26 protein-coding genes and 1 pseudogene are annotated in these 26118 nt (G+C 67.2%); 15 read left to right on the top strand and 12 right to left on the bottom strand.

The window, feature by feature from the left end:
• The 6 genes from IEY36_RS25670 to IEY36_RS25645 all read left to right on the top strand — a co-directional run.
• A partial coding sequence (locus IEY36_RS25670; RefSeq protein ID WP_188972288.1) for an energy transducer TonB occupies positions 1 to 381 on the top strand: 381 nt, incomplete at its 5' end.
• A gap of 390 nt (positions 382 to 771) precedes the next feature.
• A complete protein-coding gene (locus IEY36_RS25665) occupies positions 772 to 2859 on the top strand; it encodes a TonB-dependent siderophore receptor (RefSeq protein WP_188972286.1) in 2088 nt (695 codons plus the stop codon).
• A 22-nt stretch (positions 2860 to 2881) separates the two neighbouring features.
• Entirely contained in the window at positions 2882 to 3151 is a 270-nt protein-coding gene (locus IEY36_RS25660) for a DUF3649 domain-containing protein (protein WP_229681573.1), read from the top strand.
• Positions 3148 to 4695, top strand: coding sequence for a PepSY-associated TM helix domain-containing protein (locus IEY36_RS25655; protein ID WP_188972282.1), 1548 nt, complete (start codon positions 3148 to 3150; stop codon positions 4693 to 4695). The genes IEY36_RS25660 and IEY36_RS25655 overlap by 4 nt, the downstream gene beginning before the upstream one ends.
• Positions 4692 to 5018, top strand: coding sequence for a DUF3325 domain-containing protein (locus IEY36_RS25650; RefSeq protein ID WP_188972280.1), 327 nt, complete (start codon positions 4692 to 4694; stop codon positions 5016 to 5018). The genes IEY36_RS25655 and IEY36_RS25650 overlap by 4 nt, the downstream gene beginning before the upstream one ends.
• Positions 5019 to 5036: 18 nt before the next feature.
• Positions 5037 to 5705, top strand: coding sequence for a DUF4198 domain-containing protein (locus IEY36_RS25645; RefSeq protein WP_188972278.1), 669 nt, complete (start codon positions 5037 to 5039; stop codon positions 5703 to 5705).
• A 155-nt stretch (positions 5706 to 5860) separates the two neighbouring features.
• Here the strand turns inward: IEY36_RS25645 and hpxZ are convergent, their stop codons facing one another.
• From hpxZ to IEY36_RS25615, 6 genes are read right to left on the bottom strand one after another with little or no spacing between them, the layout of a single operon-like run.
• Positions 5861 to 6247, bottom strand: coding sequence for an oxalurate catabolism protein HpxZ (gene hpxZ, locus IEY36_RS25640; RefSeq protein WP_188972276.1), 387 nt, complete (start codon positions 6245 to 6247; stop codon positions 5861 to 5863).
• Positions 6244 to 7422 carry an amidase gene (locus IEY36_RS25635; protein ID WP_188972274.1) on the bottom strand — a complete coding sequence of 393 codons (1179 nt, stop codon included), beginning with the start codon at positions 7420 to 7422 and terminating at the stop codon, positions 6244 to 6246. The genes hpxZ and IEY36_RS25635 overlap by 4 nt, the downstream gene beginning before the upstream one ends.
• 4 nt (positions 7423 to 7426) lie before the next feature.
• Entirely contained in the window at positions 7427 to 9061 is a 1635-nt protein-coding gene (locus IEY36_RS25630; RefSeq protein WP_188972272.1) for an ABC transporter ATP-binding protein, read from the bottom strand.
• Positions 9058 to 9885, bottom strand: coding sequence for an ABC transporter permease (locus tag IEY36_RS25625; protein ID WP_188972270.1), 828 nt, complete (start codon positions 9883 to 9885; stop codon positions 9058 to 9060). Before IEY36_RS25625 ends, IEY36_RS25630 begins: the two co-directional genes overlap by 4 nt.
• The gene (locus tag IEY36_RS25620) at positions 9885 to 10856 is read right to left on the bottom strand and encodes an ABC transporter permease (RefSeq protein ID WP_188972268.1); all 972 of its coding nucleotides are present in this window, start codon (positions 10854 to 10856) and stop codon (positions 9885 to 9887) included. Before IEY36_RS25620 ends, IEY36_RS25625 begins: the two co-directional genes overlap by 1 nt.
• A gap of 3 nt (positions 10857 to 10859) precedes the next feature.
• Positions 10860 to 12476, bottom strand: coding sequence for an ABC transporter substrate-binding protein (locus IEY36_RS25615; protein ID WP_188972266.1), 1617 nt, complete (start codon positions 12474 to 12476; stop codon positions 10860 to 10862).
• Between IEY36_RS25615 and IEY36_RS25610 the strand changes: the two genes are divergently transcribed.
• Positions 12466 to 12753, top strand: coding sequence for a hypothetical protein (locus tag IEY36_RS25610; protein ID WP_188972264.1), 288 nt, complete (start codon positions 12466 to 12468; stop codon positions 12751 to 12753). The two genes, IEY36_RS25615 and IEY36_RS25610, sit on opposite strands and share 11 nt — an antisense overlap.
• Positions 12754 to 13062: 309 nt before the next feature.
• On the opposite strand, the gene IEY36_RS25605 is transcribed toward IEY36_RS25610, so the two are convergent.
• Positions 13063 to 13974, bottom strand: coding sequence for a LysR family transcriptional regulator (locus IEY36_RS25605; protein WP_188972262.1), 912 nt, complete (start codon positions 13972 to 13974; stop codon positions 13063 to 13065).
• A 123-nt stretch (positions 13975 to 14097) separates the two neighbouring features.
• Here IEY36_RS25605 and IEY36_RS25600 point away from each other — a divergent pair, with 123 nt between their 5' ends.
• The 5 genes from IEY36_RS25600 (at position 14098) to IEY36_RS25580 (ending at position 19924) form a co-directional block, all read left to right on the top strand.
• Entirely contained in the window at positions 14098 to 15222 is a 1125-nt protein-coding gene (locus tag IEY36_RS25600) for a mandelate racemase/muconate lactonizing enzyme family protein (RefSeq protein ID WP_188972260.1), read from the top strand.
• A 142-nt stretch (positions 15223 to 15364) separates the two neighbouring features.
• The gene (locus IEY36_RS25595; RefSeq protein WP_188972258.1) at positions 15365 to 16558 is read left to right on the top strand and encodes an ABC transporter substrate-binding protein; all 1194 of its coding nucleotides are present in this window, start codon (positions 15365 to 15367) and stop codon (positions 16556 to 16558) included.
• A gap of 24 nt (positions 16559 to 16582) precedes the next feature.
• Positions 16583 to 17443 carry a branched-chain amino acid ABC transporter permease gene (locus tag IEY36_RS25590; RefSeq protein ID WP_188972256.1) on the top strand — a complete coding sequence of 287 codons (861 nt, stop codon included), beginning with the start codon at positions 16583 to 16585 and terminating at the stop codon, positions 17441 to 17443.
• Positions 17440 to 19206, top strand: coding sequence for a branched-chain amino acid ABC transporter ATP-binding protein/permease (locus IEY36_RS25585; RefSeq protein ID WP_188972254.1), 1767 nt, complete (start codon positions 17440 to 17442; stop codon positions 19204 to 19206). Before IEY36_RS25590 ends, IEY36_RS25585 begins: the two co-directional genes overlap by 4 nt.
• Before the next feature lies 1 nt (position 19207).
• Complete coding sequence (locus IEY36_RS25580) at positions 19208 to 19924, top strand: ABC transporter ATP-binding protein (RefSeq protein WP_188972252.1); 717 nt, start codon at positions 19208 to 19210, stop codon at positions 19922 to 19924.
• Positions 19925 to 20083: 159 nt separating this feature from the next.
• On the opposite strand, the gene IEY36_RS31160 is transcribed toward IEY36_RS25580, so the two are convergent.
• Both IEY36_RS31160 and hmgA read right to left on the bottom strand, forming a co-directional pair.
• A complete protein-coding gene (locus IEY36_RS31160; protein WP_188972250.1) occupies positions 20084 to 20224 on the bottom strand; it encodes a transposase domain-containing protein in 141 nt (46 codons plus the stop codon).
• A gap of 359 nt (positions 20225 to 20583) precedes the next feature.
• Complete coding sequence (gene hmgA, locus IEY36_RS25570) at positions 20584 to 21918, bottom strand: homogentisate 1,2-dioxygenase (protein WP_188972248.1); 1335 nt, start codon at positions 21916 to 21918, stop codon at positions 20584 to 20586.
• Positions 21919 to 22055: 137 nt separating this feature from the next.
• Here hmgA and IEY36_RS25565 point away from each other — a divergent pair, with 137 nt between their 5' ends.
• From IEY36_RS25565 to IEY36_RS25555, 3 genes are all read left to right on the top strand, one after another.
• The gene (locus IEY36_RS25565) at positions 22056 to 22568 is read left to right on the top strand and encodes a MarR family winged helix-turn-helix transcriptional regulator (protein WP_229681572.1); all 513 of its coding nucleotides are present in this window, start codon (positions 22056 to 22058) and stop codon (positions 22566 to 22568) included.
• A 180-nt stretch (positions 22569 to 22748) separates the two neighbouring features.
• Positions 22749 to 23009: a transposase gene (locus IEY36_RS25560; RefSeq protein ID WP_188972246.1), complete on the top strand. Its 261-nt coding sequence runs from the start codon at positions 22749 to 22751 to the stop codon at positions 23007 to 23009.
• Positions 23010 to 23047: 38 nt separating this feature from the next.
• Positions 23048 to 23401, top strand: a complete 354-nt coding sequence (locus IEY36_RS25555) for a hypothetical protein (RefSeq protein WP_188972244.1) — start codon at positions 23048 to 23050, stop codon at positions 23399 to 23401.
• A 24-nt stretch (positions 23402 to 23425) separates the two neighbouring features.
• Here the strand turns inward: IEY36_RS25555 and IEY36_RS30825 are convergent.
• The 3 genes and pseudogenes from IEY36_RS30825 to IEY36_RS25545 form a co-directional block, all read right to left on the bottom strand.
• Positions 23426 to 23538: pseudogene (locus tag IEY36_RS30825) on the bottom strand (IS630 family transposase); the annotation flags it as partial.
• A 75-nt stretch (positions 23539 to 23613) separates the two neighbouring features.
• A complete protein-coding gene (locus IEY36_RS25550) occupies positions 23614 to 24636 on the bottom strand; it encodes an alpha/beta fold hydrolase (RefSeq protein ID WP_188972242.1) in 1023 nt (340 codons plus the stop codon).
• 53 nt (positions 24637 to 24689) lie between these two features.
• Entirely contained in the window at positions 24690 to 26030 is a 1341-nt protein-coding gene (locus IEY36_RS25545) for an MFS transporter (protein WP_188972240.1), read from the bottom strand.
• Positions 26031 to 26118 lie beyond the last annotated feature (88 nt).

Here is a 26118-nt window from a genome sequence, read left to right as displayed (position 1 = left end):
GCCCCACCGCGCGCAGCACCGCCGCGCCCGGCCGCCGCCGCGCCGGCGGCCGCGCCCGCCGCCGTCGCGCCCTCCCCGGCCGCGCGGCCCTCGGCGCCGCCGCCATCCTATCTCCGGGCGGTCGCCGCCGCGCTGGAGCGCCAGAAGCGCTATCCCGAATCCGCCAGGGCGCGGCGCGCGACAGGCGTTGCGCTGCTGCGGTTCATCGTCATGCGGGACGGCCGCGTCGCCAGCTGGCGGATCGAACGCAGTGCCGGCGAGGCGGATCTCGACCAGGCGGTGGAAGCGATGATCCAGCGGGCCAGCCTGCCTGCCATGCCGGCGGACATGCCGGGCGACAGCCTGGTGATCGCCGTCCCGATACGTTTCCAACTGAGATAGGCGCCGCCGTTCTGCTGCCAGAGTGACGTGGCACGCCGCGTCGACACAAACGTCGTGCCAAGTAGCAGTAAGCCCGGGCGGGAACCTCCGCCGCACCCGCGACGGGCGGTGCGCCGAGCTGTCCCCTTCGCGCCGTGCGAGCTGCCATCAGCGATCGGGCCCACGGCAATGAGGCCCTCCCGGTTGCCGGGCGTCTGTTCAGAAACTTGATCCACGTCACGAGGTGCGGCCTTGCGAATTGATTTTTCATATGCGACTGAGTCGCAATTGCAGAAAAGCATCTGGCCCTGCCCCATGCAGGGATCAGCCCGGGGGATTGAAGTGATGTTGAGCCGAAAGGAGAGTGGCGCCGCCTTGCGGTGCCGCCGTTGGGTCCCGGTCGCGGCCCTGATGAGCATCTCCACAGCAGCGGGTGCGCAGACCGCGGATGATCCCGCCTCCGTCTCGCTGCCGGAGGTGCGCATCGAGAGCGAATCGGCGCGTGGCCCGGCCCAGGGCATGGTCGCGACGCGCAGCGCCACCGCCACCCGCACCGACACGCCGATCGTCGACACGCCGCAATCCATCTCGGTCATCACGCGTGAGCGGATGGACGTGATGAATTCGTGGAACCTCTCCTCGGCGCTGCGCTACACGCCGGGCGTCAACTTCGAGCAGTATGGCGACGACGCCCGCGGCGAATACTTCCAGATTCGTGGATTCCAGGGCGACATCTTCCTGGACGGCATGCGCCTGCCGGCCTTCAACGGCTTCAACAGCGCGCGCCTCGAGCCTTGGGGCATGGAGCGCATCGAAGTGCTGCGCGGCTCCGCCTCGGCGCTCTACGGCCAGACGAATATCGGCGGCATCGTGAACGCGACCAGCCGCATCCCCCAGCCGGGCATGAGCAACGTTCTCGCCACCCAGGTCGGCAGCTACAACCGCATGCAGGTGATGGGCGACGTCGGCGGTTCGCTGACCGACGACGACTCGCTGATGTGGCGCTTCACCGGCCTGTGGCGCGATTCAGACACCTCGATCGACGACGTCACCAACGACCGCATCTATGCGGCGCCATCCTTCCGCTGGCGCCCCAATGAAATGGTCGACCTGACTGTCCTGGGCAGCTACCTGCACGACGAGGCCGGTTCCTCCGCGCAGTTCCTGCCGCGCGCGGGTACGATCGACTACAGCCCCTACGGGCGCATCCCGATCAGCCGCAACACCGGCGAGCCGAACTACGACCGCTTCACGCGAGACCAGTTCACCGCGGGTTACCTGCTGTCGGTCCGGCCGGCGGAAAATTGGCTGATCCGTTCGAGCTTCCGCTACATGTACTACCACATCGACTACCGCTCGATCTATCCATACACCCAGACGGGCAACACCGCGGGCCGCATCGCCTACCGCGGCGAACCGATCACCAGTGCCGCCACGCTGGACAACAACATTGAGTACCGCGCGATGACCGGGCCGATCGAGCACACCCTGCTCGGCGGCGTCGACTATCGCTGGCAGCTGATGCAGAACCGCGCGGGCTCCGCGGTCGGTCCGTCGATCAACCTGTTCAACCCGGTCTACGGCGCCTATGTGCCACTGCCGGCGATCACCACCAGCACCAACCAGACGCAACAGCAGCTCGGCACCTATGTGCAGGACCAGATGCGCTGGGACCGCGTCTACTTCACGCTGACCGGCCGCTATGACTGGTCGTGGCAGGACACCCGCAACACCTTCACCGAGGCGGTGACCTCGCTGAATGATTCGGCCTTCACCGGCCGCGTCGGCCTCCTCTACTCCTTCGAGTCCGGCGTCTCGCCCTACATCAGCTACTCGACCTCGTTCCTACCAACGGCGGGCACCGATTTCTATGGTGCCAATTTCGAACCGACGACCGGCACGCAGTGGGAAGTCGGCGTGAAGTACCAGCCGCCGGGCAGCCGCAGCTTCGCCTCGGTCGCGCTGTTCGACCTGACGCAACAGAACGTGCTGACCACCGACCCGCAGCACACCAACTACAGCACCCAGACCGGCGAAGTCCGCAACCAGGGCGTCGAGGTCGAGGCGAACGTGGCGCTGACCGACGATTGGCGCGTGATCGCCGCCTACACCTACCAGGAGCCCGAGGTCACCAGTTCCAACACCGGCACCCAGGGCAATCGCCCGGTGGTAACGCCGAATCACCAGATCTCGGCCTGGACGGACTATACCTTTCATTTCGCCGAAGGCATCGCGCTGATGATCGGCGGCGGCGTGCGCTACCAGGGCAATACCCTCGCGAACAACGTCGACGGGGCGATCGCCGTGACGCCGTCCTATACGCTGTATGACGCGATGGCGAGCGTGACCTGGCAGAACTGGCGCCTCGCGGTCAACGGCACCAACATCGGCAACACGCGCTACCTCGACTCATGCTCGGGCGCGGTCGGCTCCGCGACCGGCAGCTGCGGCTATGGCGCCGGCCGCACCGTCTACGCCACCCTCGCCTATACGTGGTGAGATGCGCCTCACCTGGAATCCCATGGAGGCGCGCCGCATCGGCGGCATCGTCTCCCGCTGCGTGGCCGCCATCCTCGGCGGCTATGCGGTGGCCGCGCTCAGCTCGATCGCGCTGGCGCGGCTCGGTTCGCGCGTCGAGGGCGCGCTGATCGGCATGATGGCGAGCTACGCCATCTACACCGCGGCGGTGATCTGGGTCTTCGCCGCGTCATCGGCGCTGCGCGCCTGGGTCGGGCTTGCCATCGCCGCCGGCGTGTTCGGCGGCGCCTTCTGGTTGCTGGGGGTCGCATGAAGGCCGGGTTCCGCCAGTCCATGGCCTGGCTGCACACATGGAGCGGCCTCGTTGTCGGCTGGCTGCTCTTCGCCATCTTCCTCACCGGCACGGTCAGCTATTTCCGCCCGGAGATCTCGCTGTGGATGCGCCCTGAATTGCAGCAGGCGGCACCAGGCACGCGCGCGACCGAAGTGGTCATTGCCGAGATGCAGCGTCGCGCCCCGGCGGCACCGAGCTGGATCATCTTGATGCCGAGCGAGCGCAATCCGGTTGCCTCTGCCTTCTGGCGCGACCCGACGGCGACCCCGCGCGGCTTCCGGCAGGCGCAGCTCGACCCGCGGACCGGTGGTGACCTCGCCGCGCGCGCCACGGCTGGCGGCGACTTCTTCTACGCCTTCCACTTCCAACTGTTCGGCCTGCCGATCCCGATCGCGCGTTGGATCGTCAGCTTCTGCGCCATGGTCATGCTGGTCTCGATCGTCAGCGGCATCGTGACGCATCGGCGGATCTTCGCCGACTTCTTCACCTTCCGCCCGCGCAAGGGCCAACGCTCCTGGCTCGACGGCCATGCCGCGCTCGCCACCCTGGCGCTGCCCTATCACCTGATGATCACCTATACCGGCCTCGTCACGCTGATCGCGTTGACCATGCCCTGGCCGATCCTGACCAATTTCGAGGGCAACCGCGCTGCCTATACCGCCGCCGTCTTCGGCATCGACGAAGCCGTGCCGCGCGCCGGCGTGGCGACGCCGCTCACTCCCGTCACGCCGCTGGTCGCCGAAGCGAAGGCGCGCTGGCATGGCGGCGAGATCGGCCGCGTGCTCGTCACCAACCCGGGTGATTCAACCGCCACCATCACCTTCCAGCAGCAGGACAGCGACCGCGTCTCCGTCAGCCGTCGCACCATCATCTTCAACGGCACCACCGGCGCGGTCATCGCCACGCGCGAACCCGACGGCCCGGCGGACGCCACGCGCGGCGTGATGTACGGGCTGCATGTCGGCCGCTTCGGCGGCGGCGTGATGCGCGCGCTGTTCTTCCTGTCAGCGCTGATGGGCAGCGCCATGGTCGCCACCGGCACCATCCTGTGGGCGGTGAAGCGTCGGCAGAAATCCGGCGCCGGCGCCGGCACGCGTCTCGTCGAGATCCTCAATGTCGGCGCCATCGCCGGGCTGCCGGCGGCGATGGCCATCTATCTGCTCGCCAACCGGCTGCTGCCGGTCGAGATGGCCGGGCGCATAACCTGGGAAGTCTACTGCTTCTTCATCGCCTGGGCCGTGCTGCTACTGCATCCGTTGTTCCGCAGCCATCGCCGCGCCTGGCAGGAACAGCTCTGGCTCGGCGCCGTCCTGCAGGTCGCGGTGCCGGTGGTCAATGTCGTCGCCACGCCGGGTAGCGCGCTGGCCGCGACGCTGCCCGCGTGGCGCTGGGACATCGCCGGCATTGACCTGGCGTGCCTCGCTTTCGCAGTGCTGCTCGGCGGCTGCGCCTGCATGGTCGGGCGCGAGGCGGCAGCGCCGCGGCAACGGCGCGGCGCAGTGCAATCGGCGGCCGCGGAATGACGATCCTCGCCATCGCCCTTGCCTATGCCGGCTTCGTCGCCCTCTGCCTCGCCATGGAACGCCATCATGGTGAGGTGTTCGGCACGCGGCGCATCCCATCGCGTCGCCGCGTTGCGCTGCGCCTGGCGGGGTGGGCGCTGCTCGCCGCCTCCTTCCCCACCTGCATCGCCGATTGGGGCTGGGCCTTTGGCCCGATCGCCTGGTGCGGCGTGCTGACCGCAGCGGCGCTGCCCATCGTGCTGCTGCTGCCCTACCGGCCGCGCGCCATGGCGGCGTTGGCGCCGGCCCTGCCCATCCTCGGCGCCATCGGCGCCTGCCTCTGACCATCAAGGGAGTTCGCCATGTCCATCCGTCACGCCGCCTTCGGAGCGCTCGCGCTGCTCGTCGCGCTGCCCGCCACCGCCCACCAGGTCTGGCTCGAACGCGCCGGCCAGACCGTGCACGTCTATTTCGGTGAGCCCATCGACAATGTTCGCGAGCGCGCCGGCGGCTATCTCGACTACATCGCCGCGCCGCGCGCCTTTACCACCGACGCCGCGACGACCTTGCCGGTCACGCGCCAACCCGACCGGCTCGACTTTACCCTGCCGACGGGCGCGACCGATGCGCGCCTGGTGGAGGAAGGTGTTGCCCCCTATGGCCGGGCAGAGGCCGGACGCATCAAGCCGATCTTCCTCGCCCGCGAAGGCCGCACCGAGACCCGCGGCGTGATGGATCTGGAACTTGTGCCGGTAACCGCCGGCGGCAACGAGTTCACGCTGATGCTACGCGGCCAGCCGCTGCCGCGCACCGAGGTGACGATCGTCGCTCCGCCGCGCTGGGAACGCCGCCTGCGCACCGACGCCGACGGCCGCGTAACCTTCGAAACCCCCTGGGCCGGACGCTACGTCGTCGAGGCCGTGCACACCGAAGAACGTGCGGGTGGCGATGGGGATGGCGCCTACCGTCGCCTGCGCTTCGTCAGCACGCTGTCCTTCAGTGTCGCCGAGGGCATTGCCTGGGCGCCGTGAGACAGACCCCGGGCAAGCATCAGCCCGCGCGAACGGAGGTCAGGCCTCCGGCCGCGCGGGCCGAAGCGCCTATCGAACTTCGCCCGGTCGTATGCGCTGCTCCTTGGCGACCTGACGTGGTGTCGCCGTACCGACGCTTCGCTGGATGTCGGCGATCAGGCCAGCATGCTGACATGCGCGGCAACCACCTTCCAGCCGTCGGGCGTGCGCAACCAGGTTTGGCTCTGCCGGCCACGCTTGCCGGTGGCAAGGATCACATACTCCGTGTTGGCAACAGCGAAGTCGCGGCCGAAAGTGGTGATGCGCGTATTCTCGAGCCGCCGCGCGCGGGCCTTGTGCTGGGCGGGGGTACGTGACGCGCGGAAGGCGGCGATCTCGGCATGGCCGTAGAGGTTCTCGCCGACGCCGTACCGCAACGTGTGCGGACTCTCCCAGAAACTGTCGTCCAGCACCGCAACGTCATTGTCGTCCAGCGCGCGATCATAGCGTTCGAAGGCGGCGCGCACTTCGGCGATGATGGCGGGGTCGTTGGTCTCGGTCATGCGTTTGCCTCCAGGGCCTTGGCGATAGCAGCAAGGCGGGCATCGGCGCCGCGCCAGCCGATCAGGGAAAGGCCTGCCGGCTTGCCGCCGATCGTGGCGACCGGCAGGCTGATCTGCGGCAGGCCGACGAGCCCAGCAAAGGAGGTCAGCAGCCCGATGCGCGCCGAGTAGCGGTCGAGCTCGCTGAGCGGCAGGCCGAGCGGCGGCGCGGTGAAAGGCGTCGTCGGCGTGCACAGAAGCGCGCCGCCTTCAAGCAGCAGCCTGGCGCGCTCGACGACGCGCCGCCGCGCCACATTCGCCAACGCCACTTGCTCGCTGGTGATGGAGGAGGCCATGGTCAGGTTGCGCGCGACATTGAAGCCGAAGCGCGGATTCACCGCCTCGATCCAGCCTCGGAATGTCTGCCAACTTTCGGCGCGCTGGAGGATGTTGCGCTGGCTGGCCCAGACTTCCAACTCGCCTGGCTCGGCGATGCTGGTCGCTGTGGCGCCGCCAATGAAGGCGCCGATGCGCGCGACGGCTGGGCGCAGCGCGTCGGCCAAGTCAGGATCGGCGAAGGCGAAGGCATCCTCGGCGACCAGCAGACCTGCGGCTTCCGGTGCGGGCAGCGGCGTGCCGAGTAACACCTCGGCGGCGCGTGCGAAGGTTGCTGCGTCACGGGCGAACCAGCCGACCGTGTCATATGTTGGGGCCTGGCGGCAGACGCCTTCCATCGAAACCGCGCCGAGGCTGGGCCGCATGCCATATAGGCCACAGAGGCTGGATGGCACGCGGACAGATCCACCGGAATCCGTCCCGAGGGCGATATCGCACAGCCCCGCCGCGACAGCGGAAGCGGAGCCGCTGGAAGACCCGCCCGGCAGGCAGCCGGGTGCCGCCGGATTTGGCGGCGTTCCATCGAAGGCGTTGAAGCCGAGGATACCGAGCGAGATCTCGCAGGTGACCGTCTTACCAACGAGATTGGCGCCGGCACCCAGCAGCGCCTGAACGGCCCAGGCATGGGTGGTGGGGACCGGATGCGTCGCGGCCCAATCCGGGTTGCCGCCGCCGGTGCGATGCCCGGCGACGTCGAACAGGTCCTTGGCGGCGAAGGTCAGGTCGCTCAGCGATCCTCCCACGGCGCCGGGGATCGTCACCCGGGGCCCGGGCAGGAAGGCGTCGGCAGGGAATTCCATCGGGCTACTCCGCGGGTGTCAGGATCTCGGCGCCCTGGCTCCAGGCCGCGCCAGGGACGGCGTCGAACAGCGCCCTGGTATAGGGGTGACGCGGCGAGGCGAAGATCTCCGCGGTCGGTCCGAGTTCGACGATGGCGCCATGGCGCATCACGGCGATCCGGTCGCAGATCTGCAACGCAACACGCAGGTCATGCGTCACGAACAGCATGGAGATGCCGAGCTCCGCCTTGATGTCCGCCAGCAATTCCAGCACCTGCGCCTGCACCGACACATCGAGCGCGGAGACCGGCTCATCCGCGACGAGCACCTCCGGTTCGACGGCCAGCGCGCGGGCGATGCCGATGCGCTGACGCTGCCCACCCGAGAATTCATGCGGATAGCGGTCGGCGGCGGAGGGATCGAGACCGACCAGGCCAAGCAGGCGCCGCGCGCGTGTATGCGCCTCGGCAGGCGGCGTGCCATGAATGATTGGCCCTTCCGAGATGATGTCGACCACGCGCTGCCGAGGATCGAGCGAGGCGTAGGGGTCCTGGAACACCATCTGCACCATGCGGCGATACGGGCGCATCGCCTTGGTGGACAGATGCGTGATTCCTTCGCCCTTGAGGATGACGTCGCCGGAATCGATCGGAAGCAGCCGCGTCATCGCCCGCGCCAGGGTGGATTTTCCCGATCCCGATTCGCCTACAAGGCCAAGCGTCTCGCCCCGATGCAGCTGCACGCTGACGCCATCGAGCGCCTGCGTGCTACGGCCACGCGCGAAGAAGCCCTTGGCCGCGTAGGATTTGCGGACATCGACGCTTTCCAGCACGACCAGCCCCGCCGTGGCCGGGGGTCGATCGGGCACCACCAGTCGCGGCACGGCGGCGAGCAACGCTTTCGTATAGGCGTGCTGCGGCGCGTTGAGCACGGCATCGCGCGGCCCGGCCTCGACCAGCACGCCCTTCTGCAGCACAGCGACCTGGTCGGCGATGTCGGCAACCACGCCAAAATCATGGGTGATAAACAGCACGGCCGTGCCGTGTTCGCGCTGCAATTCGTGGATCAGGTGCAGGATCTGCGCCTGGGTGGTCACGTCGAGCGCGGTGGTCGGCTCGTCGGCAATCAGCAGCTTCGGTTCCAGCGCCAGCGCCATGGCGATCATGGCGCGCTGCCGCTGCCCACCGGAGAGCTGATGTGGGTAGGAGCGAGCGATCTTCTCGGGATCAGGCAGGTGCACGTCGGCCAGCAACTTGACCACGCGCCCGCGCCGCTCGGCCGTGCCGAGCGTGGTGTGGATGCGGAACACCTCCTCGATCTGCCGCCCGATGCGATGCAGCGGGTTGAGCGCGGTCATCGGCTCCTGGAAGATCATGCCGATGCGCGCGCCGCGGATCTTGGCCATCTCGCGCTCGGGTAGGCTGACGAGGTCCTGGCCCTCGAAAAGGATGCGGCCCGCAGTGACGCTGACGCGCGGACCGGGCAGCAAACCGAGCACGGCGCGTGCGGCGAGCGACTTGCCGGAACCCGATTCACCAATCAGGCAGGTCACCTCGCCGGCGCGTAACGCCAGGTTCATGCCCTGCACGGCACTGCTGCGGTCGGCGCCGGCCGGCAGGCCAATGGTCAGGTCCTGGATGTCGAGGACAGTGCTGCTCATCGTTTGCGCAGCCTCGGGTTCAGCGCCTCGTTCAACCCATCGCCAATCAGGTTGATCGACAGCACGGTCAGCAGGATGGCGATGCCGGGAAAGGTGCAGACCCACCAGGCGCTGCGCAGCGAGACGCGCCCCGCGCTGATCTGCAGCCCCCAGCTCATGATGTTGGGGTCGCCGAGGCCGAGGAAGGCAAGCCCCGTCTCCAGCAGGATGGCCGTCGCCACCAGCAGCGAACCCACCGCGATGATCGAGGACAGGCAGTTGGGCAGCAGGTGGCGGAAGATGATACGTGGCCCGCTGGCACCGAGCCCGGCGCTGGCCAGGATGAATTCGCGCCCGCCCAGCGCGACGAACTCGCCGCGCACCAGCCGCGCGATGCCAGGCCAGGAAACCGCCGCGATGGCGATGATGACGCTGAGCAGGGAGGGCGAGAGGATCACCACCAGCAGCATCGCCAGCAGGAAGGCCGGGATGGTCTGGAAAAACTCGGTGAGTCGCATCAGCAGCAGGTCGATCGGGCCGCGGTAATAGCCCGCGATACCGCCGACCGCCGCGCCGAACAGCACCGCCGACAGCGCGGCCGAGATACCGATGAGAAGCGATGTCCGCGCCCCTTCCGCCACGCCGGCCGCGACATCGCGCCCCAACGCATCGGTGCCAAGTGGGAAGCGCAGGCTGGGCGGCTGCAGAGGCTGTCCCGCCAGGTTGAACGCACCTTGTGGGAACAGGAAGGGCGCGGTGACGGTCAGCAGGAAGACGCAGAAGATGACGACGCTGCCCGCCAGGGCCATCCGATTGCGCGCGAAGCGTCGCAGGCCGGCGCGCATCAGGCCTGGATCCGCGGATCGAGGAACACGGTGAGTATCTCCACGATCAGATTGATGATCACGACCAGGCAGGCGGAGATGAAGAAGATGCCGAGCAGCAGGTTGAGGTCGCGCGATTGCAGGGCGTTGAAGGCGAGGGTACCTATGCCTGGCCAACCGAACACCGTCTCGATCACCACCGACCCGCCGATCAGATTGCCAGCCTGCACGCCCGCCATGGTGAGCACAGGCAGGAAGGCGTTGCGCAGCATGTGGCCGAACATGATGCGGCGCTCGCTCTGCCCCTTGGCGCGCGCCGTCACGACATAGTCCATGCCGGTCTGTTCCAGCATCGAGGCGCGCATCACCCGCGTGTAGAGCGCAAGGTAGAACAGCCCCAACGCCATCGCTGGCATCGCCAGGTGCCGCGCCACATCGACCACACGCTCCCAGCCTTCATAGCCCTCGGCGATGTTCTCGAAGCCGCTGGTGGGGAACCAGCCGAGATGCAGCGAGAAAATCACGATGAGCATCAGCCCAAGCCAGAAGCCCGGCGTCGCGTAGCAGACCAACGTGGCCACGGAGATCACCGCGTCCCGCCAGGTGTTGCGCGCCACCGCGGCCAGCAGGCCGAGCAGCGTGCCGATCGACAAGGCGAGCGTGAAGGCGGTGATCATCAACAGCACGGTCGGGCCGAGCCGCGCGAAGATGAGTTCCGATACCGGTGCGTCGTTGCGGAAGGAGAAGCCGAGGTCGAAGCGCAGCGCGGCGAGGATGTAGGCGACGAACTGTTCCGGCAGCGGCCGGTCCAGCCCGAATTTCGTGCGTAGCAACTCGGTGTATTCCGGTGTCGCCGCGCCGCTTTCGCCGGCCAGCACCGAGGCCGCATCGCCCGGGGCAAGACGGATAAGGAAGAAGTTCAGGATCAGGATGCCGAAGACGACCGGCAGGGCCAACAGCAGCCGGTACCCGAAATAGCGCCAGCGACGCACCGTTCAGCGGTCCAGCCAGGCGCGATCCAACGCCTGATAGGCGCCGAGTGGACCCGTATGGTCGTGCAGCTTCTTGTTGAAGATGGTCACGTACTGGACCTCGCAAAGCCAGGCGCCGGGACTGTCTTCGACCAGGATCTTCTGCGCTTCGTGATACAACGCGGCGCGGCGGGCCTGGTCTGGCTCGCGCGTCGCGGCGTCCATCAGCCGGTCGAGTTCGGGATTGCGGTAGTCCTTGTTGTTCACAAAGGTTGTGCCGCGACGGATCGCCGAGGAGACGTAGTGGCGATGCACGCCCACCACCGGGTCGGCGCCGGCGGAATAGAAGGGCTCGTTGATGTCGAAATCATAGTCGGTGTAGCAGCGGCGCAGCCACGTGGCGGTGTCCTCGCTGCGCAATGTCAGGTCGATGCCGATCTGAGAGAGCGCCTGCTTGATGTATTCGCCCTGGCGCAACCACTGCTCGCCGAAGGAATTGATCTCGAGATAGAGCGACATGCGCTTGCCGTCGGCACCACGCGGAAAGCCGGCCTCGTCCATCAGGCGGTTGGCGATTTCAAGCCTGTCCGGCACGTCGAAGCGGCGCACTTGGTCGGTGTAGAAGCCCGACGTGGCGAAGACGGAGCTGAGTGGACCTGTGGCGGGCTTGGCGAAGCCGTAGAGCACGTTATCGACAAGGAACTGCCGGTCGATCGCATAGGCAATCGCCTGCCGCACTTCCTTCTTCGCCAGCTGCGGCCGGCGCATGTTGAACTCCAGTGCGGTGATGGCCGCGGTCATGCCGTAGCCGTCCGTGGTGCTTCCAAGGATCGGGTTGGCCTGCAGGCGCCGGATGTCGGCGGCGTTGACCGCGCTGTAGGCGGCAAAATGCGCTTCCCCCGCCTCCAGCGCGGCGGACCGCGTCGCAGCATCGGGGATGAAGCGCGCGATGATGCGGTTGAGCATCGGCAGGCCCGGCTTCCAATACCGGTCATTGCGGTCAAGCCGGATGTACTGCCCGCGATTCCACTCGGCGAACTTGAACGGCCCGGTACCGATGGGCCGGTTGGCCGTCGGATTGTTCAGCGGCTGCGTGCCCTCGAACACCGATTTGCAGACGATCGGCATGTTGTTCGACGACAGTGACACCATCAGGTACGGCGCCGGATTGGCCAGGTTGAACACCGCCGTCATCGGATCCGGCGTGTCGACCGAGGTCAGTTCCGCGAGGATCACCGGCCCGTTCGGATTCACCTTCTTGGCGATCTCCATGAAGGAGTACTGCACATCGGCGCTGGTGAAGGGCTGGCCGTTGTGGAAGGTGACGCCCTCCTGCAGGCGGAAGGTTATGGTCTTGCCGTCGGGCGAGATCTCCCAGGACTTCGCCAGTGCTGGTGCCGGTTTCAGGTCCCAGTCGTAGGTCAGCAGGCCTTCGTAGATCTGCGTGGTCACCGGCGGGATGTTGCCGGCCGAGACGGCATAGGTGGCGAGGGTCGAGGGTTCGGGATGCACCAACATCACCATGGTGCCGCCACGCCGCGGCGTCGGCGTCTGCGCCTCAGCCACCGGCGCCGTGGCAGCGTAGACGCTGGCGAGGAGCAGTGCCCGGCGGCTGAGATGGCTGAGGCCGATGTCGGTCATTGTTTGGCTCCTCGGTGCCTTCGGCGAAGCGATGCTGCCGGCGTCGCGGCAGCGTGCGACCAAACTGCAATCAATTATCGTGCCAAAGATGCCGGATGGAGGCCGCGCCGCAATCGCGGGCTATGGCGCGCCGCGATGGATTGTTTGCTGTGACGATGGATTCGAAGATCGGGGTGCCTGGTACAGGCGCCATTGTCGTCAGGATTGCCATCGGCCGCATCTGCCGCGAGCGAACATTTCACTGAGCGAAAAGAAGGCGCCGGCTGATCGCGATTGAGGCGTTGCGCATGGAAGTAGATCTCGCTGCTCGACGACGCCCTGCGGTCAGCGTCAACGAGAACGACGCTCGATCATCGGCGCGTCCTCATGGCTGTCGCGGAGGGAGAGCATGTGACGCGGTCGGCGGCTCGGCATCTCGTGCTGTCGACGGGAAGTACCCTCAGCGCCGCGCTGGAAGACGCGCGGCGTGCGCTGCCCTCAACCGAGCGGGCCGGCGGACCGCTTCCGCCCAGCGCGGCCATGCGCAACCTGTCCCGTGGCGCGTCCACCCATGCCGCGGAGAGGACTGCGCCATCAATGCCTCGGACTAGACATCCGGCAGGTCCCGCATGGTCAGGCTGGAGACACCGTGCATCGATCCACCATGTCGACGGATCGCTGCCAATATCAACAATGCGGAACGGGACAATGTCCCCGCGACCGGAACCAGCGCCTGCGCCTTGACGATGGAGCGCGGCTCGAGCCGGATCCGCACGACACCGTGCTGCCTGCCGTCCACCAACAGATAGGGATCGATGAGGGCCACTCCCGCGCCGGCACGCACCAGGGCAAGGGCGGTCGATGATTGGTTCACCTCAAGCGCGATCCGCCGCTCCAACCCAGCGTCGAGGAAACTCTTCTCGACGAGGCGACCCAGCGGCAGGCTGCGGCTGAACGAGATCAGCGGATAGGGCGCGATGTCCTGCGGCGTGACCGCCACGCGCCCGGCAAGCGGATGGCCGAGCGGAACCACGCAGACCAGTTCCGCCGCGCAGAGCGGCACCAGCCTGGCATCGGTCTCGGCAATCGGCGTCAGGACGAGCCCGAAATCGACACCCCCCTGCGTCACGGCTTCCACGGCCGAGAGGTTGTCCATGGTCTGGACCGTGATCTGAATGCGCGGTCGCGCGCGCCTGACGGCCGCCACGGCGAACGGCAGCAGATTGTCGGCAAGCGTTGGTGTCGCCGCAATCACGACCGAGCCCACGCTGGCATCCCGGATGCCGCTGACCAAGCGGTCGATGCGTTCCAGCCCCTTGAAGACGCGGTCCACCTCATCGAGGAAAACGCGCAGTTCCGGAGTCGGCTGAAGGCGTCCCTGGGCACGCACGAACAGCGGAAAGCCGACCGCCGCGGTGCTTTCTCGCAGCGCCATGCTGACGGCCGGCTGCGACACGCCGAGATCGGCGGCGGCCGCCGTCACCGCCCCATGCAGCGCCACGGCGCGGATGATCTCCATCTGACGGAAGCTCAATTTCATCAGGTCAGCTTATATTGCTTTGGGTTTCGGCGCATGGTCTTATGTAATCCAGCCTCCTGTGGAGGCCGAGCACCCGATCAAGAAGGGGCCGCGAGGGCGTCCATGCGAATTTCGGCTATCGAGAGTTCCGTCGTCTCCCTGCCTTTTTCCATGGGGGGGCCGCACCCATTGTTTGCCGGGCAGCCCTGGGATCGGCTCGAGATTCTGCTCGTCCGGGTGGAAACCGAGGATGGCCTTGTCGGTTGGGGTGAGGCCTTCGGCCATGCCGCGATTCCGGCAACCAAGGCGGCGCTCGATAGCATCGTCGCACCGCTGGTGGTCGGGCGGGATGCCGGGGACATCAACGCCATCACCCGACAGGTGCTGCACGGAGTCCACCTGCTGGGGCGCAATGGCCCCTTCGTCTATGCCTTCTCGGGCATCGAGATGGCGTTGTGGGACCTGCTCGGCAAACGGTGCGGCCAGCCCATCTGGCGGCTCCTCGGCGGCGGCAATGCGGGGCGCCTAGGCGCCTATGCGAGCCTGCTATCCTATGGCGGCAATCTTGATCTGGTCGGGCGCAACACCGCGGATGCCCGCGCGCAAGGTTATCGCCACATCAAACTGCATGAAGTGACGCGTGACGCCGTTCTGGCGGCGAAATCCGCCGCGCCCGATGCGGCCATCATGCTGGACGTGAACTGCGCCTGGACACCGCCGGTCGCGCGCGGCATGGCCGCCAGCTTGGCGGCGGACGGTCTCGCCTGGCTGGAAGAGCCGGTTTGGCCGCCGGAGGATGCCGCCGGCCTGGCCAGTCTGCGCCGCTTCGGCATCCCATTGACGGCGGGCGAGAACACCGCGGGCCTGTTCGGATTCCGCAGCCTGATGGAGGCCGGCGCGATCGACATCGCGCAACCGAGCGTGACCAAGGTCGGTGGCATCGGCGAGATGCAACAGGTGATCGCCCTGGCCCGCGCCCATGGTGTCGAGGTGATCCCGCATTGTCCGTATTTCGGGCCAGGCTTCGTCGCCACGCTCCACATTGCCGCCGCCATGCCCGAACGCCCGCTGATCGAGGTGCTGTGGCTGGAGATGGAGGCCAACCCCTTCGACCCGTGGGTGCGGGCGAAGGACGGCACCGTCGCCGTACCGACGGCGCCAGGCCTGGGCTGTGACCCCGACCCGGTGGTGTTGGAGCGCTATACCAAGGCGGCGCCCACGCGCACGCTCGCGAGCCGTGCGGCGTGACTCACTCGCGGGGCGTCGTTGCTCGCTTGCCGAAGGCCCGCCATGCGTTCCTGCCTGACCTGTTCCCTTGAACGGGGCCATATCGTCGATTGTCACGTCCAAACGGCTCGATAACGAGCCCCGCATAACCGGAGGAAGCACCATGACCATCACCCGTCGCGGCCTGACACTCGGAGGCGCCGGCCTCGCCACCGCATCCAGCCTCGGTCTGGCCACGCCGGCGCTGGCGCAGAGCGAACCGATCCGCATCGGCTGGCTTGCTGCGCTGACCGGCCCGAGTTCCGCGCCTGCCATCGGCTTCGATCGTGGCGTGCGTCACGCGGTGGACACCATCAATGCGAATGGCGGCGTGCGCGGGCGGCGCCTCGAGCTGCTGGTGCGCGACACCCAGGGTGATCCGACCAAAGCGGTCAATGCGGCGCAGGAGATGATCAGCCGCGCCCGCGTACATGCCATCTGGGGACCGACGAATTCCGGCGAATCCCTGGCCACGACACCGATCATGGCGCGCGCGCGCATGCCCAACGTGCATCCCTGTTTCGTTGATTCGCTGATCGATCCTGCGCGCTATCCGAACGCCTTCCGCATGGCGCCGTCCAACAGCCAGATCGACGATGCCGTCAGCAAGTACGGTGTGGAGATCCTCAAGCTGAAGAAATTCGCCGTGATCGGCGACACCACCGGCTACGGCACGACGACGGTGAACAGCTCCTCGGCCTCCATCGCGCGGCATGGTGGTGAAGTCGTTTACCGCGCCACCATCGATGCGACGCAGCCGGACCTGACGCCCGACATGCTGCGGATGCGTAACGCCGGTGCGGAAGCGATCGCGGTCTGGACCGTCTCACCGGGGCTGATCTCACGCCTGATGAACACCCGCGCCAATATGGGCTGGGACGTGCCGCTGGTCGGCCATCCGGCCATGGGGAACGGCGAGGTGGGGCAGTTGATCGCCAAACCCGAGAATTGGCAGAAGACCTACATCCTCGGCTTCAAGAACTGCAGCTACGGCGCCGACGGCAAGCTGCCGAACCATGTCCAGGCCTTCGTGGACAGCGTGCGCGGCAAGATCAATCTCGAGGACACCACCCTGTGGTGGGTCGCGCTTGGTGTCGATGCGATCAACATGATCGCCAAGGCCGTGCAGGAATCCGGCGGCACGGACGCCGCCGGAATCATCGGGTACTGGAACACTGTCCAGAACTGGCCTGGGCTTTATGCCAGCTACGCCTGGTCGCCCACCAACCACAACGGCCTGCCCGATGGCGACCTGGTAATGTCGGAAGCCAATTCCCTGCGGCAGGGCGCCTATCGCCTCGCCCCCGGCTACGTCTGAACCACAAGGGGAACGCGCGGGGCCATGCTGACTGCCATATTACTGTCCGGGCTCGCCGTCGGTGCGGTCTATGCACTGATCGGCGTGACCTACAACGTCATGTTCTCAGCCTCGCGCGTCATGAGCTTCACGGCCGGGCAGCTCGGCATGCTGGGGGGCGTGCTCGGTGCCGCCTTCATCGGCGTGCTGGGCCTGCCGGCGATCGCCGGCTTCGTGCTGACGCTTGCTGCCTGCGCCGCGATCGGTGTGCTGACCGAGATCATCGCCGTGAGGCCCGTGCTGAAGAGCCTGGAGCAGCATCTGTACGTGCTGTCCACGCTGGCGCTGGCCCTGATGATCCAGCAGTTCACCGCCATCACTTGGAGCACCGAGCCCCAGCCCTTCCCAAGCCTGTTCGGCCTGCAGGGCGGCGGCGTCGGCGACGAGAAGTTCTGGCTGCCGATCCTAGCCTGCGCGGCCGTGGTGGTGGGGCTTGAGTTCCTCTATCGCCGCACGCTGATCGGCCGCGCCTTCCTTGCCATTGCGGAAGACAATTTCGCGGCCCGCGCGCTCGGCTTGCCGGAGCGCAACTTGCGCATGGCAAGCTATGCGCTTGCGGGCGTCATCGGCGGATTGGCCGGCTTTGCCTCCGGCCAGCTGTTCCTCGCGTTCTTCGCGAACGGTGCCATGTTGAACTTCCTGGGTTTCGTCCCGGTCGCACTCGGCGGCCTTGGCAACAATCGTGGCGCCATCATCGGTGGCCTGGCGCTGGGCATATTCCAGCAATCGGCCAACTTCCTCTTCGGCGGCGTGTTCGCCTCGGTTGCGGTGTTCAGCGTGTTCATCATTGTTCTCCTTCTCGCGCCACAGGGGCTCTTCGGCGCCCCGGCGCAGCGCCGCGTATGAGCGCGCAGCGAATGGGCCTGCTGAAGCAGGCCCTGCCCTTCGTCGGGATCTTCGCCGCGGCGCTGATCCTTCCGCTAGTCAGCAATGACTACTGGACGCTGATCGCCACGCGTGCCGCGATCTACTGGGTGCTGGTTTCGGCCTTGAACCTGGTGGTGGGCTTCGCCGGGCAGTTGGCGATCGGCTGGGTCGCGATGCTGACGCTGGGCGCCTACACCACCAGCGTCCTGGTGGCTGGCAACGTGATGCCTCCGGTCAACGTGTTCCTGGCGCTCGGTGCGGCGGCGCTTGTCGGCGGCGTGGCGGGCGTGATTGTCGGGCTGCCGGCGCTGCGCCTGCGAACCTTCTACTTCGCGATGACCACACTCGGCTTCGCCACCATCGTCACCCAGATCGCGCTGGCCTGGCAGGATGTAACCGGCGGCGGCATCGGTCTTGTCGGCCCCGTGATGCCGGCACCGCTCGACAGCATCTTCGGCTTCTACCTGTTCTGCCTGGCGCTGGCGGCATTCTGCACTTGGATCACCGCGAACGTCGCGCATAGCCGCTTCGGCCGGTCTCTGGTGGCCATCCGCGATGCGGATGTCGCTGCTGAATCGGCCGGCATCTCGAAACCGCTGCTGCTGGGGTCGGTGTTCCTGTTTGCCGGCGCCATGGCCGGGATCGCCGGCGGGCTGTTCGCCACGCTGCAATCCTACATCAGCCCGGAAGCCTTCACCTTTGACCTGTCGGTGCTGTTCTTCATCGCCATCCTGATCGGCGGCCGTGGTTCGATCCTCGGCCCGCTGATCGCGACCATCGTGCTGACCTGGCTGCCGGAATTCGCAGCGCCGCTGGTGGCGTGGTCTACCTTCCTCTATGCGGTGCTGCTCTTGGTCATCGTGCTGGCGGCACCCGGCGGCATCGCCGCTCTGTTGGACTTCCGCAGCAGGCGACCGATCGAGGCGGACCGTTCCATCGTGGTGCACACGGACGTCCTGCCCGAGATCCTCGCCGGACGCCTCAGCGCCGATCCCATCCTGCTGAAGGGCATCGTGCTGAGCTTCGGCGGCGTGCGCGCCATCGACGGCCTGGACCTCCAGGTCGAGCCGGGGCAGGTGCATGGGCTGATCGGGCCGAATGGGTCGGGCAAGACGACGACCCTGAACGTCATATCCGGCTTCTACCATCCCGAAGCCGGTAGCGTGACGCTGGGTACCGCTCCGCTGCCGATGGACGCGCCGCAGACCCGTGCGGCTTCGGGCATTGCCCGGACGTTCCAGACACCGCGGATCATTGGCGAATCGACCGTGCTGCAGAACGTGATGGTCGGTGGCGCCATCAACGGGAAAGGCAGCTTCGTCGAGTCCTTGTTGGCGCTGCCTCGTCATCGGCATGATGAAGCCATGCTGCGGCATGACGCGTTGCTGGCGCTGCGATGCGTCGGCCTTGCGGGATTGGCGGAGGTGCGTGCCGACCGTCTGCAGCACAGTGAACTGCGATTCCTCGAAATTGCCCGCGCGCTGATGGTGCGACCCCGCTTCCTGCTCCTCGACGAGCCGGCAGCTGGGCTTTCGGGCGATGAGATCCACAGCCTGGGCTCGCTCATTCGTGCCATCAGCCGGCAGGGCACCGGCGTGCTGCTGGTGGAGCATCATGCCGATCTCATCTTCGAGATTTGCGACCAGGTCACCGTGCTCAATCTCGGCCGCGAATTGGCTGCGGGCACGCCGGCCGAGATCCGCGTGCATTCGGAGGTGGTCAGTGCCTATCTCGGGAGCTGATATGCTGTTGGACATTCGCGGCATTGCCGCCGGCTACGGCAAGATCGCGGTGCTGCACGGCGTCGATATGAAGATCGGCGCAGGCGAGGTAGTATCGCTTCTTGGCCCGAATGGCGCGGGAAAGACCACGCTGTTGCGGGCCATGACGGGCCTGCTGCCCCTGACGGGCGGCAGCGTCCATTTCGGAGGGCAGGACATGCGCGATGCCGGCCCCCGCGGGTCAGCGCAAGCCGGCCTGGTACACGTGGTGGAAGGCCATCGCGTCTTCACCCAGCTCAGCGTGACCGACAACCTGTTGCTCGCGGCTTATGACCTGCCACGCCGGGACCGCGGCCAACGCATCGAGGAGGCGCTGGCGGTGTTCCCGGAGATTGCCGCCAAGCGGAATGACCGCGGCGGCGCTTTGAGCGGCGGGCAGCAGCAGATGTTGGCGGTGGCGCAAGGCCTGGTGCGGCGGCCGCGGCTGCTGCTGCTGGACGAACCTTCCGCGGGTCTGTCCCCGGTGCTGGTGGACCGCGTGCTTGGCGTCGTGTCGGATCTGCGCGCGGCTGGCACGGCGGTGCTGCTTGTCGAACAGCTGATCGACAAGGCGCTGGCTGTCAGCGACAGGGTCTATGCCATGGCGCAGGGCCGCGTTGTTCTCGAGGCGAAGGCCGATGAGCCTGAGCTCCATCAACGCCTTGAGCAGGCATACTTCGGAGAGACTTCGAGGGCCTGAACACGCTTCCGAGTTTGGTGGCGGCGTTGAAGGCGTGCCGGATTCGCCAGTGCGCGTCGAGAGTGACCTGCCCCTGACTTGCTCGCGATCCGCATCCACCGACCATGACGTAAGCGAGGCGATGAGACCCATCGCGCCGCTGGCGGATGATCAGGTCTGCTAAGAGGCAGCCCGGCATCGCGGCATGAGGTCGTGGATGCGGCCGTTGGGCCAGCAGTTGACGAGGCGCGTCAGCATGTCGGTGAAGTAGCGCCGAGGGTCTACGCCGGCCCATGCTGGATGGCGGTGGCGGTCGCGCACGGCCGGAGATCGTCAGGTCGCTGACGCGCATATGGGTCCGTCTTGCCAACGCATCCGTAATGTGAGGGGCAACACCGTGGAACGTCGTCGGCTGCTGCCGTCGGACGATGCTTGTCGTTGCTGTCGCCTGTTAAGGTTTCGCCGCACTCGGCCTTGCGAGACGAGCGCTGCTCGCCACCTCACTCTCCGCGTGCGTCACCCGCGGCAGCTGAGCGCTCGGCGCGACTTGATCGAGACGGTGTCACACTGCCAGTCATGCCGCGGCACTGCCGGCCACGCGCGGTGTCGATCCTGGTGCCGCCTGGTCCATCGTCAGGGCCATCAGGGGCTGTGTCTGATCGGCATGATATCAGCCCTGGTCAGGCCTCTGGTCGCGTCGGGTCGAAGCGCTTCTCGAGACCAGACCAACAATCCGCGTAGTCGTGCTGCAGCGCCGCCGAGGCAGCTGCGAAGGCGGTCACCTGTTGCGGCAGTCGCGTCTCCCACATAAAGGCCATGGTACCTTCGAGCTTGTGCGGGCGAAGCACCGCCGTGCTTGCCTGGGCAAAGGCCGGCGCGTCCGGGCCATGCGGCAGCATCTGGTTGTGCAGGCTGAAGCCGCCGGGGGTGAAGCCCTGCGGCTTCGCGTCGTACTGGCCGTAGATCAGCCCCATGAACTCGCTCATGATGTTCATGTGGTACCAGGGCGGGCGGAATGTGTTCTCCGCCACCATCCAACGGTCGGGGAAAATGACGAAGTCAATGTTCGCCGTGCCCGGCGCTTCGGTCGGCGACGTCAGCACGGTGAAGATGGAGGGATCGGCATGGTCGAACAGCAGCGGCCCCACCGGCGAGAAGCGGCGCAGATCGTATTTGTAGGGCGCGTAGTTGCCGTGCCAGGCAACGACATCGAACGGCGAATGACCGATCTCGGTCCGCCAAAGCCGGCCACCCCATTTCACGAACACGACGCAGGGTTCGTCACGATCCTCATACCTTGCCACGGGCGTCATGAAGTCGCGCTGATTGGCTAGGCAATTCGCTCCGATCGGACCACGCTCCGGCAGGGTGAAGGCGCCGCCGTAATTCTCGCACAGATAGCCGCGGACCGAGCCGGCGGGCAGTTCCACACGCAGCTTCACGCCGCGCGGCACCACCGCGACCTCGCCGGGCGTCACGTCGATCACGCCGAATTCGGTGACCAGCCGCAAGGCGCCATGCTGCGGGATGATCATCATCTCCGCATCGGCGTTCCAGAACGCCTCGTCCTGCATGCTGCGGGTGGCGAAATAGATGCTGGCCGCCATCCCCGTCTGGCCAGCCGCGTCGCCCGCCGTGGTGATGGTGTGGATGCCGTCGAGAAAGGACAGCGCGTCGCTCGGCATCGGCAGAGGGTCCCAGCGCATCGGTGCGATGGGTGCCTCGGTCTCGATACACGGGGCGCTGCGCCACAACGTCGGCGTCACCGGCGCAAAGCGGCCGATATGCCGGACCGTGGGACGGATGCGATACAGCCAGCTCCGCTCATTGCTGGAGCGCGGCGCGGTGAAGGGAGACCCGCTGAGTTGTTCGGCATACAGCCCGTAGGCGCAGCGCTGAGGAGAATTGCGCCCCACCGGCAGCGCGTTCGGGAGCGCCTCGGTTTCGAATCCATTGCCGAAGCCGGTCATGTAGCGCGGCTCGGCGGCCGTGTGGATGGAGGCGTTCGTGTTCATGACTGGCAATCCCGCCCTGTCCTATCGACATCCGTGATGTCATCTCGTATCAGATGAGATAATGTCAAGCCCGAACGTCAGGTCGGTCCGCAGCCGGCTGTCGATCCTGGCAGAGGTGCGCGATTCAGGAGCTTTCCGTGCCCCACCACCGCATGAAGCGCGTCGCAGCCACGGCGCCGGACCAGGCTGTCGCGCCACAGCCATCGCTCGTGCTGCAAGACTACCTGCCATACCGCCTGTCAGCCCTGGCGGAGGTCGTCAGCGGCGTCTTCGCCAAGCGATACGAAGAGCGCTTCGGTCTTTCCATCCCTGAGTGGCGTGTCATGGCGGTGGTCGGTGAAGGCCCGCCGCAATCGACGCAGCAGGTGATCGATCGCACCGGCATGGATCGCGTGCGAGTCAGTCGGGCAGTCATCCGGCTGGCGGACAAGGGTCTGCTGCAACGTCACCCACACCCGAGTGACCAGCGTGCTCAGATGTTGTCGCTTTCGCCTGGTGGGCGCGAGATCCACGGGCGCATTGTGCCCCTGGCGCATGACATGCAGGTCCGGCTTGCGAGCATCCTGAGCGATGGAGAACGCGCTCAGCTCGACTGCATTCTCGAGAAGCTTCTGCAGCAAGCCCGCGACATGGCGCGCCGCGTTGACTAAGGCGCGTTGAGGTTCAGGATTCCATATGGGGCGTGATGATGATTCAAGCTTCGGATGGAGCGCTTTGTCCTGACTGACGCCCAATGGGCGAACATGGAGCCGCATTGCCTGGGTAAGCCGACCGATCCCGGGCGTAGCGGCAGCGACAGTCGCCGCTTCATCGAAGCGGTGCCGTAGGTCGTGCGCACGGGCAGTCCGTGGCGCGACCTTCCCGCCTTCTTCGGCAAGTGGAATACGGTCTTCAAGCGGTATCGCGACTGGGTCAGAGTCGATGTCTTCATTCGGCTTTTCGAGGCCTGCTCCGACGAACCCGACATGGAATACGCCATGGCCGACGCCACCATCGTCAAGGTCCGTCGCCACGGCCGGCCTGAGCGGCCGCGCGACGTCCGCTACACCTCAGCCTGGCTATTCGGGCGAACTGCCCGAGCCGGGGCGTAGGCGCGGCACTTGTCCTGCCGGAAGCGAACATTGACGCAATGAACCGCCATCTGGCCGAGATCGGCCAGGCCATTGCTCCGGGCGCCCATGGGCTGCTCGTGTCGGATCAGGCTCGTTGGCACACCACGGGCGTGCTGGTGCTGCCCGACAACATGAGCCTGCTGCAGGCTGCCGCCGGTCTCGCCGGAACTCAACCCCGTCGTGAACGTCTGGGAATTCCTGCGAGCCAATCGCCTGCCGTTCCAGATCTACGAGACCCAGAACGAAATCATCCAACGCTGCTGCGACGCTTGGAACCGCCTCACATGTCAGCCCCAACGCATCTCAGCCATCGGTTTGCGACTCTCGGCAACGGTCATGCCGCAGGCAAAGCCGTATTAGCAGGCTGCTGAAATTCCCTCTCGCGACTAACGGCGGATCGCGCTCGAGATGCCGACGCCGAAGCGTGAGGCGGCTGCCCGGCACGAGGAACCAGCCTCGATCGCCGCCACCACCCGCTCCCGAGATCGACCGACAACGCCTTCGACATGCCTGTCGGCCCCCTCTCCGACAAGAAGCTTGAATCAGATCCGCTCCGCGTCGGGGAAGGGATTTCGCGATTCAGTCAGGTCGGAGGCCGCTCTAGGAAGGCGCGCACTTCCCGCCGGATGAACGCCGCATCCTCGGCATTCACCACCGGGTTGCCGGCGCGATGCCCCCAGATCGACGGAATCGGCGCCAACCTGCCGTCGCGCAGATGGGGCAGTTCGGCGGCGTTGTCGGCGACGCGGAAATACAGGTCAGTCTCGGATGGCATCAGCAGCACGCGGGCGGTGATCGCGTGCAGCGCCGCCGCGAGATCCCCGCCATGGCGTGGATGGTCGGCGATGTCGCCGGCGTCCCAGCAGCGCAGCTGGGCGAGCAGGTCGGCGGCGGCGCGGCGGGCGAAGCGTTCCTCCCAATCCCTGCGCAGGAAGGTGACGAGGTCGGGCGCCTTCAGTGCCGAGAGATGCAAGCCGGCGCGATAGAAATCCTGGCTCAGCGCCCAGCCGGCATAGAGCCGCCCGAAGGCACGCAGCGCCGCCGCGGGCTGGGCGGAGAACAGCGCGGTGCCGTCGTATTCCGGGGCGGCTTCCAGCACCGCCGCCATGCCCTTGAGGAAGACGCTGTTGTGCACGCTGGTGCGCGCGCTGCCGCAATTCACCACGATGCGTTGCACCGCATCTGGGAAGGCCGCCGCCCAGTGATAGGCCTGCTGTGCACCCATCGACCAACCATAGACGGCGTGGACTCGCTCGACGCCGAACACCTCGGCGAGCAGGCGGCGTTGCGCGGCGACATTGTCCCAGGCGGTGACCAGGGCTGGCCAGGGTGCGGTGTTGCTGGGGGACGAGGACAGCCCATTGCCGAACATGTTCGGGATGACGATGAACCAGCGCGTCGGGTCGAGGACGCCGTCGCGGCCGATCAGCCATTCCAGGTCAGGATGCTGCGCGCCGTAACTGGTGGGATAGACGACGACATTGTCGCGCGCCGGGGAGAGCGTGCCGTGGGCGCGCCAGACCAGGCGCGCCGCGGGCAGCGTGCCGCCCTTGTGCAGCGCGAGGTCACCGAGGTCGAAGACACCATCCTGCACCGGCCAGTTCATCGCGCGCCTCATGCTTTTGCCGCGCGCAGCCTGCCACCACGCGCTTGGCCTGCCTACCGCTGGCGCAGCAGCAGCGGCAGTACGAGCAGCGGCAGCACCCCGGCCAGCAGGAAGGCGCGGGTGAAGGCGGCAAGAAAGGCTTCGCTCGGCGGACGACCATCGGCCAGCAAGGCGGCCTCGGTGGCGCCGAAGATGAGCGTGAGCATCGAGGCGGCGGTAACCACGCCCAAGGTGCGCGTCAACATGGTCAGGCTGCCGGCGACGCCACGATCCTCGCGCCGCATCGTCGCCGTAACGCTGTCGGTATAGGCGAGGGTGAAGAGGCCGACGCCGATGCCTTGCAGCAACAGCGTCGCGAGCAGCAGCGGGATCGGCGTCGTCGCACCCCACGGCGCGATGGCCAGCAGCCCGGACGCGGTGACGAGCGCGCCGGCCAGCAACACCGCCCGTGCCTCAAAGCGGCCGACAACCTTCCCGCCGAGCCAGGCGCCCAGCATCCCACCGGCCGGCCCGGCCGCCAGCACAAGGCCGAGGAGGACCGGCGGCAATCCCGCCACCCGCGCCAGGTAGAAGGGCACCAGCAGCAGCACCGAGAACCCCGCGAAACCGAGCACCGCATTGGACAGGTTGAGCGCCGCGAAGCCGGGGCGGTGGAACAGGCCGAGGTCGATGATCGGCCGCGCCGCGCGCAGGCTGCGCCAGACGAACCCCGCCCCGCAGGCCAGCGCGACCAGCGCGAAGCCACCCGCGATCGGTGCCGGCGCCCGGTTCACGGCGAAGAGCAGGGTGGCGACGGCGGCGGTCAGCAGCGCGGCGCCGAGTGTGTCGAAGGGCTCGCGCGCCGCCGCGCGCGGTGGGTCGGCCAGGTGCCGCGCCATCACCAGCGCCGCCAGGGCGATCGGGGCGCGGAACCAATAGACCGCCTGCCAGCCGAAACCCTCGACCAGAACGCCGCCGAGCAGCGGGCCGATCGTCGATCCGGCGGCGAGGGTCGCGGCGTAGGCGGCCAGGGCGCGGGCGCGCATCGTCTCGGGGAAGGGCTGGGTCGCCAGCGCCGGGCCGCAGCCGAGCACCAGCGCCGCGCCCACCCCTTGCAGTACGCGGCAGGCCAGCAGCGCCCCGAAGCCCGGCACCACGGCAAGCAACAGATAGGCCACCACGCTCCAGGCCAGGCCGAAGCGGAACACGCGGGCATGGCCGAAGATGTCGCCCAGCCGGCCGACCGCCAGCATCAGGCTGCCATAGGTCAGTACGTAGCAGATCACGACCCATTGGATGTCGGGCAGCGCCAGGCCGAAGGCGGCGGCGATGGCCGGGAAGGCGACATTCACCGCGCTGTCGAGCGGCACGATCAACGTCCCCAGCGCGACCGGCGCCAGGCGCAGCAACGTCATGCGCATCCCCCTTCGTCCCGCCGTCAGCATCGCCGATCGGGCGGCACCGCGCACCCCACCCGGTTTAACGGCCGCGCAACAGAGTCGC

The sequence above is a fragment of the Neoroseomonas lacus genome (genome assembly GCF_014644535.1).
Taxonomy (GTDB): domain Bacteria; phylum Pseudomonadota; class Alphaproteobacteria; order Acetobacterales; family Acetobacteraceae; genus Neoroseomonas; species Neoroseomonas lacus.
Note: the sequence above shows the minus strand (reverse complement) of the source record. Positions and strands in the feature narration are given on the sequence as shown.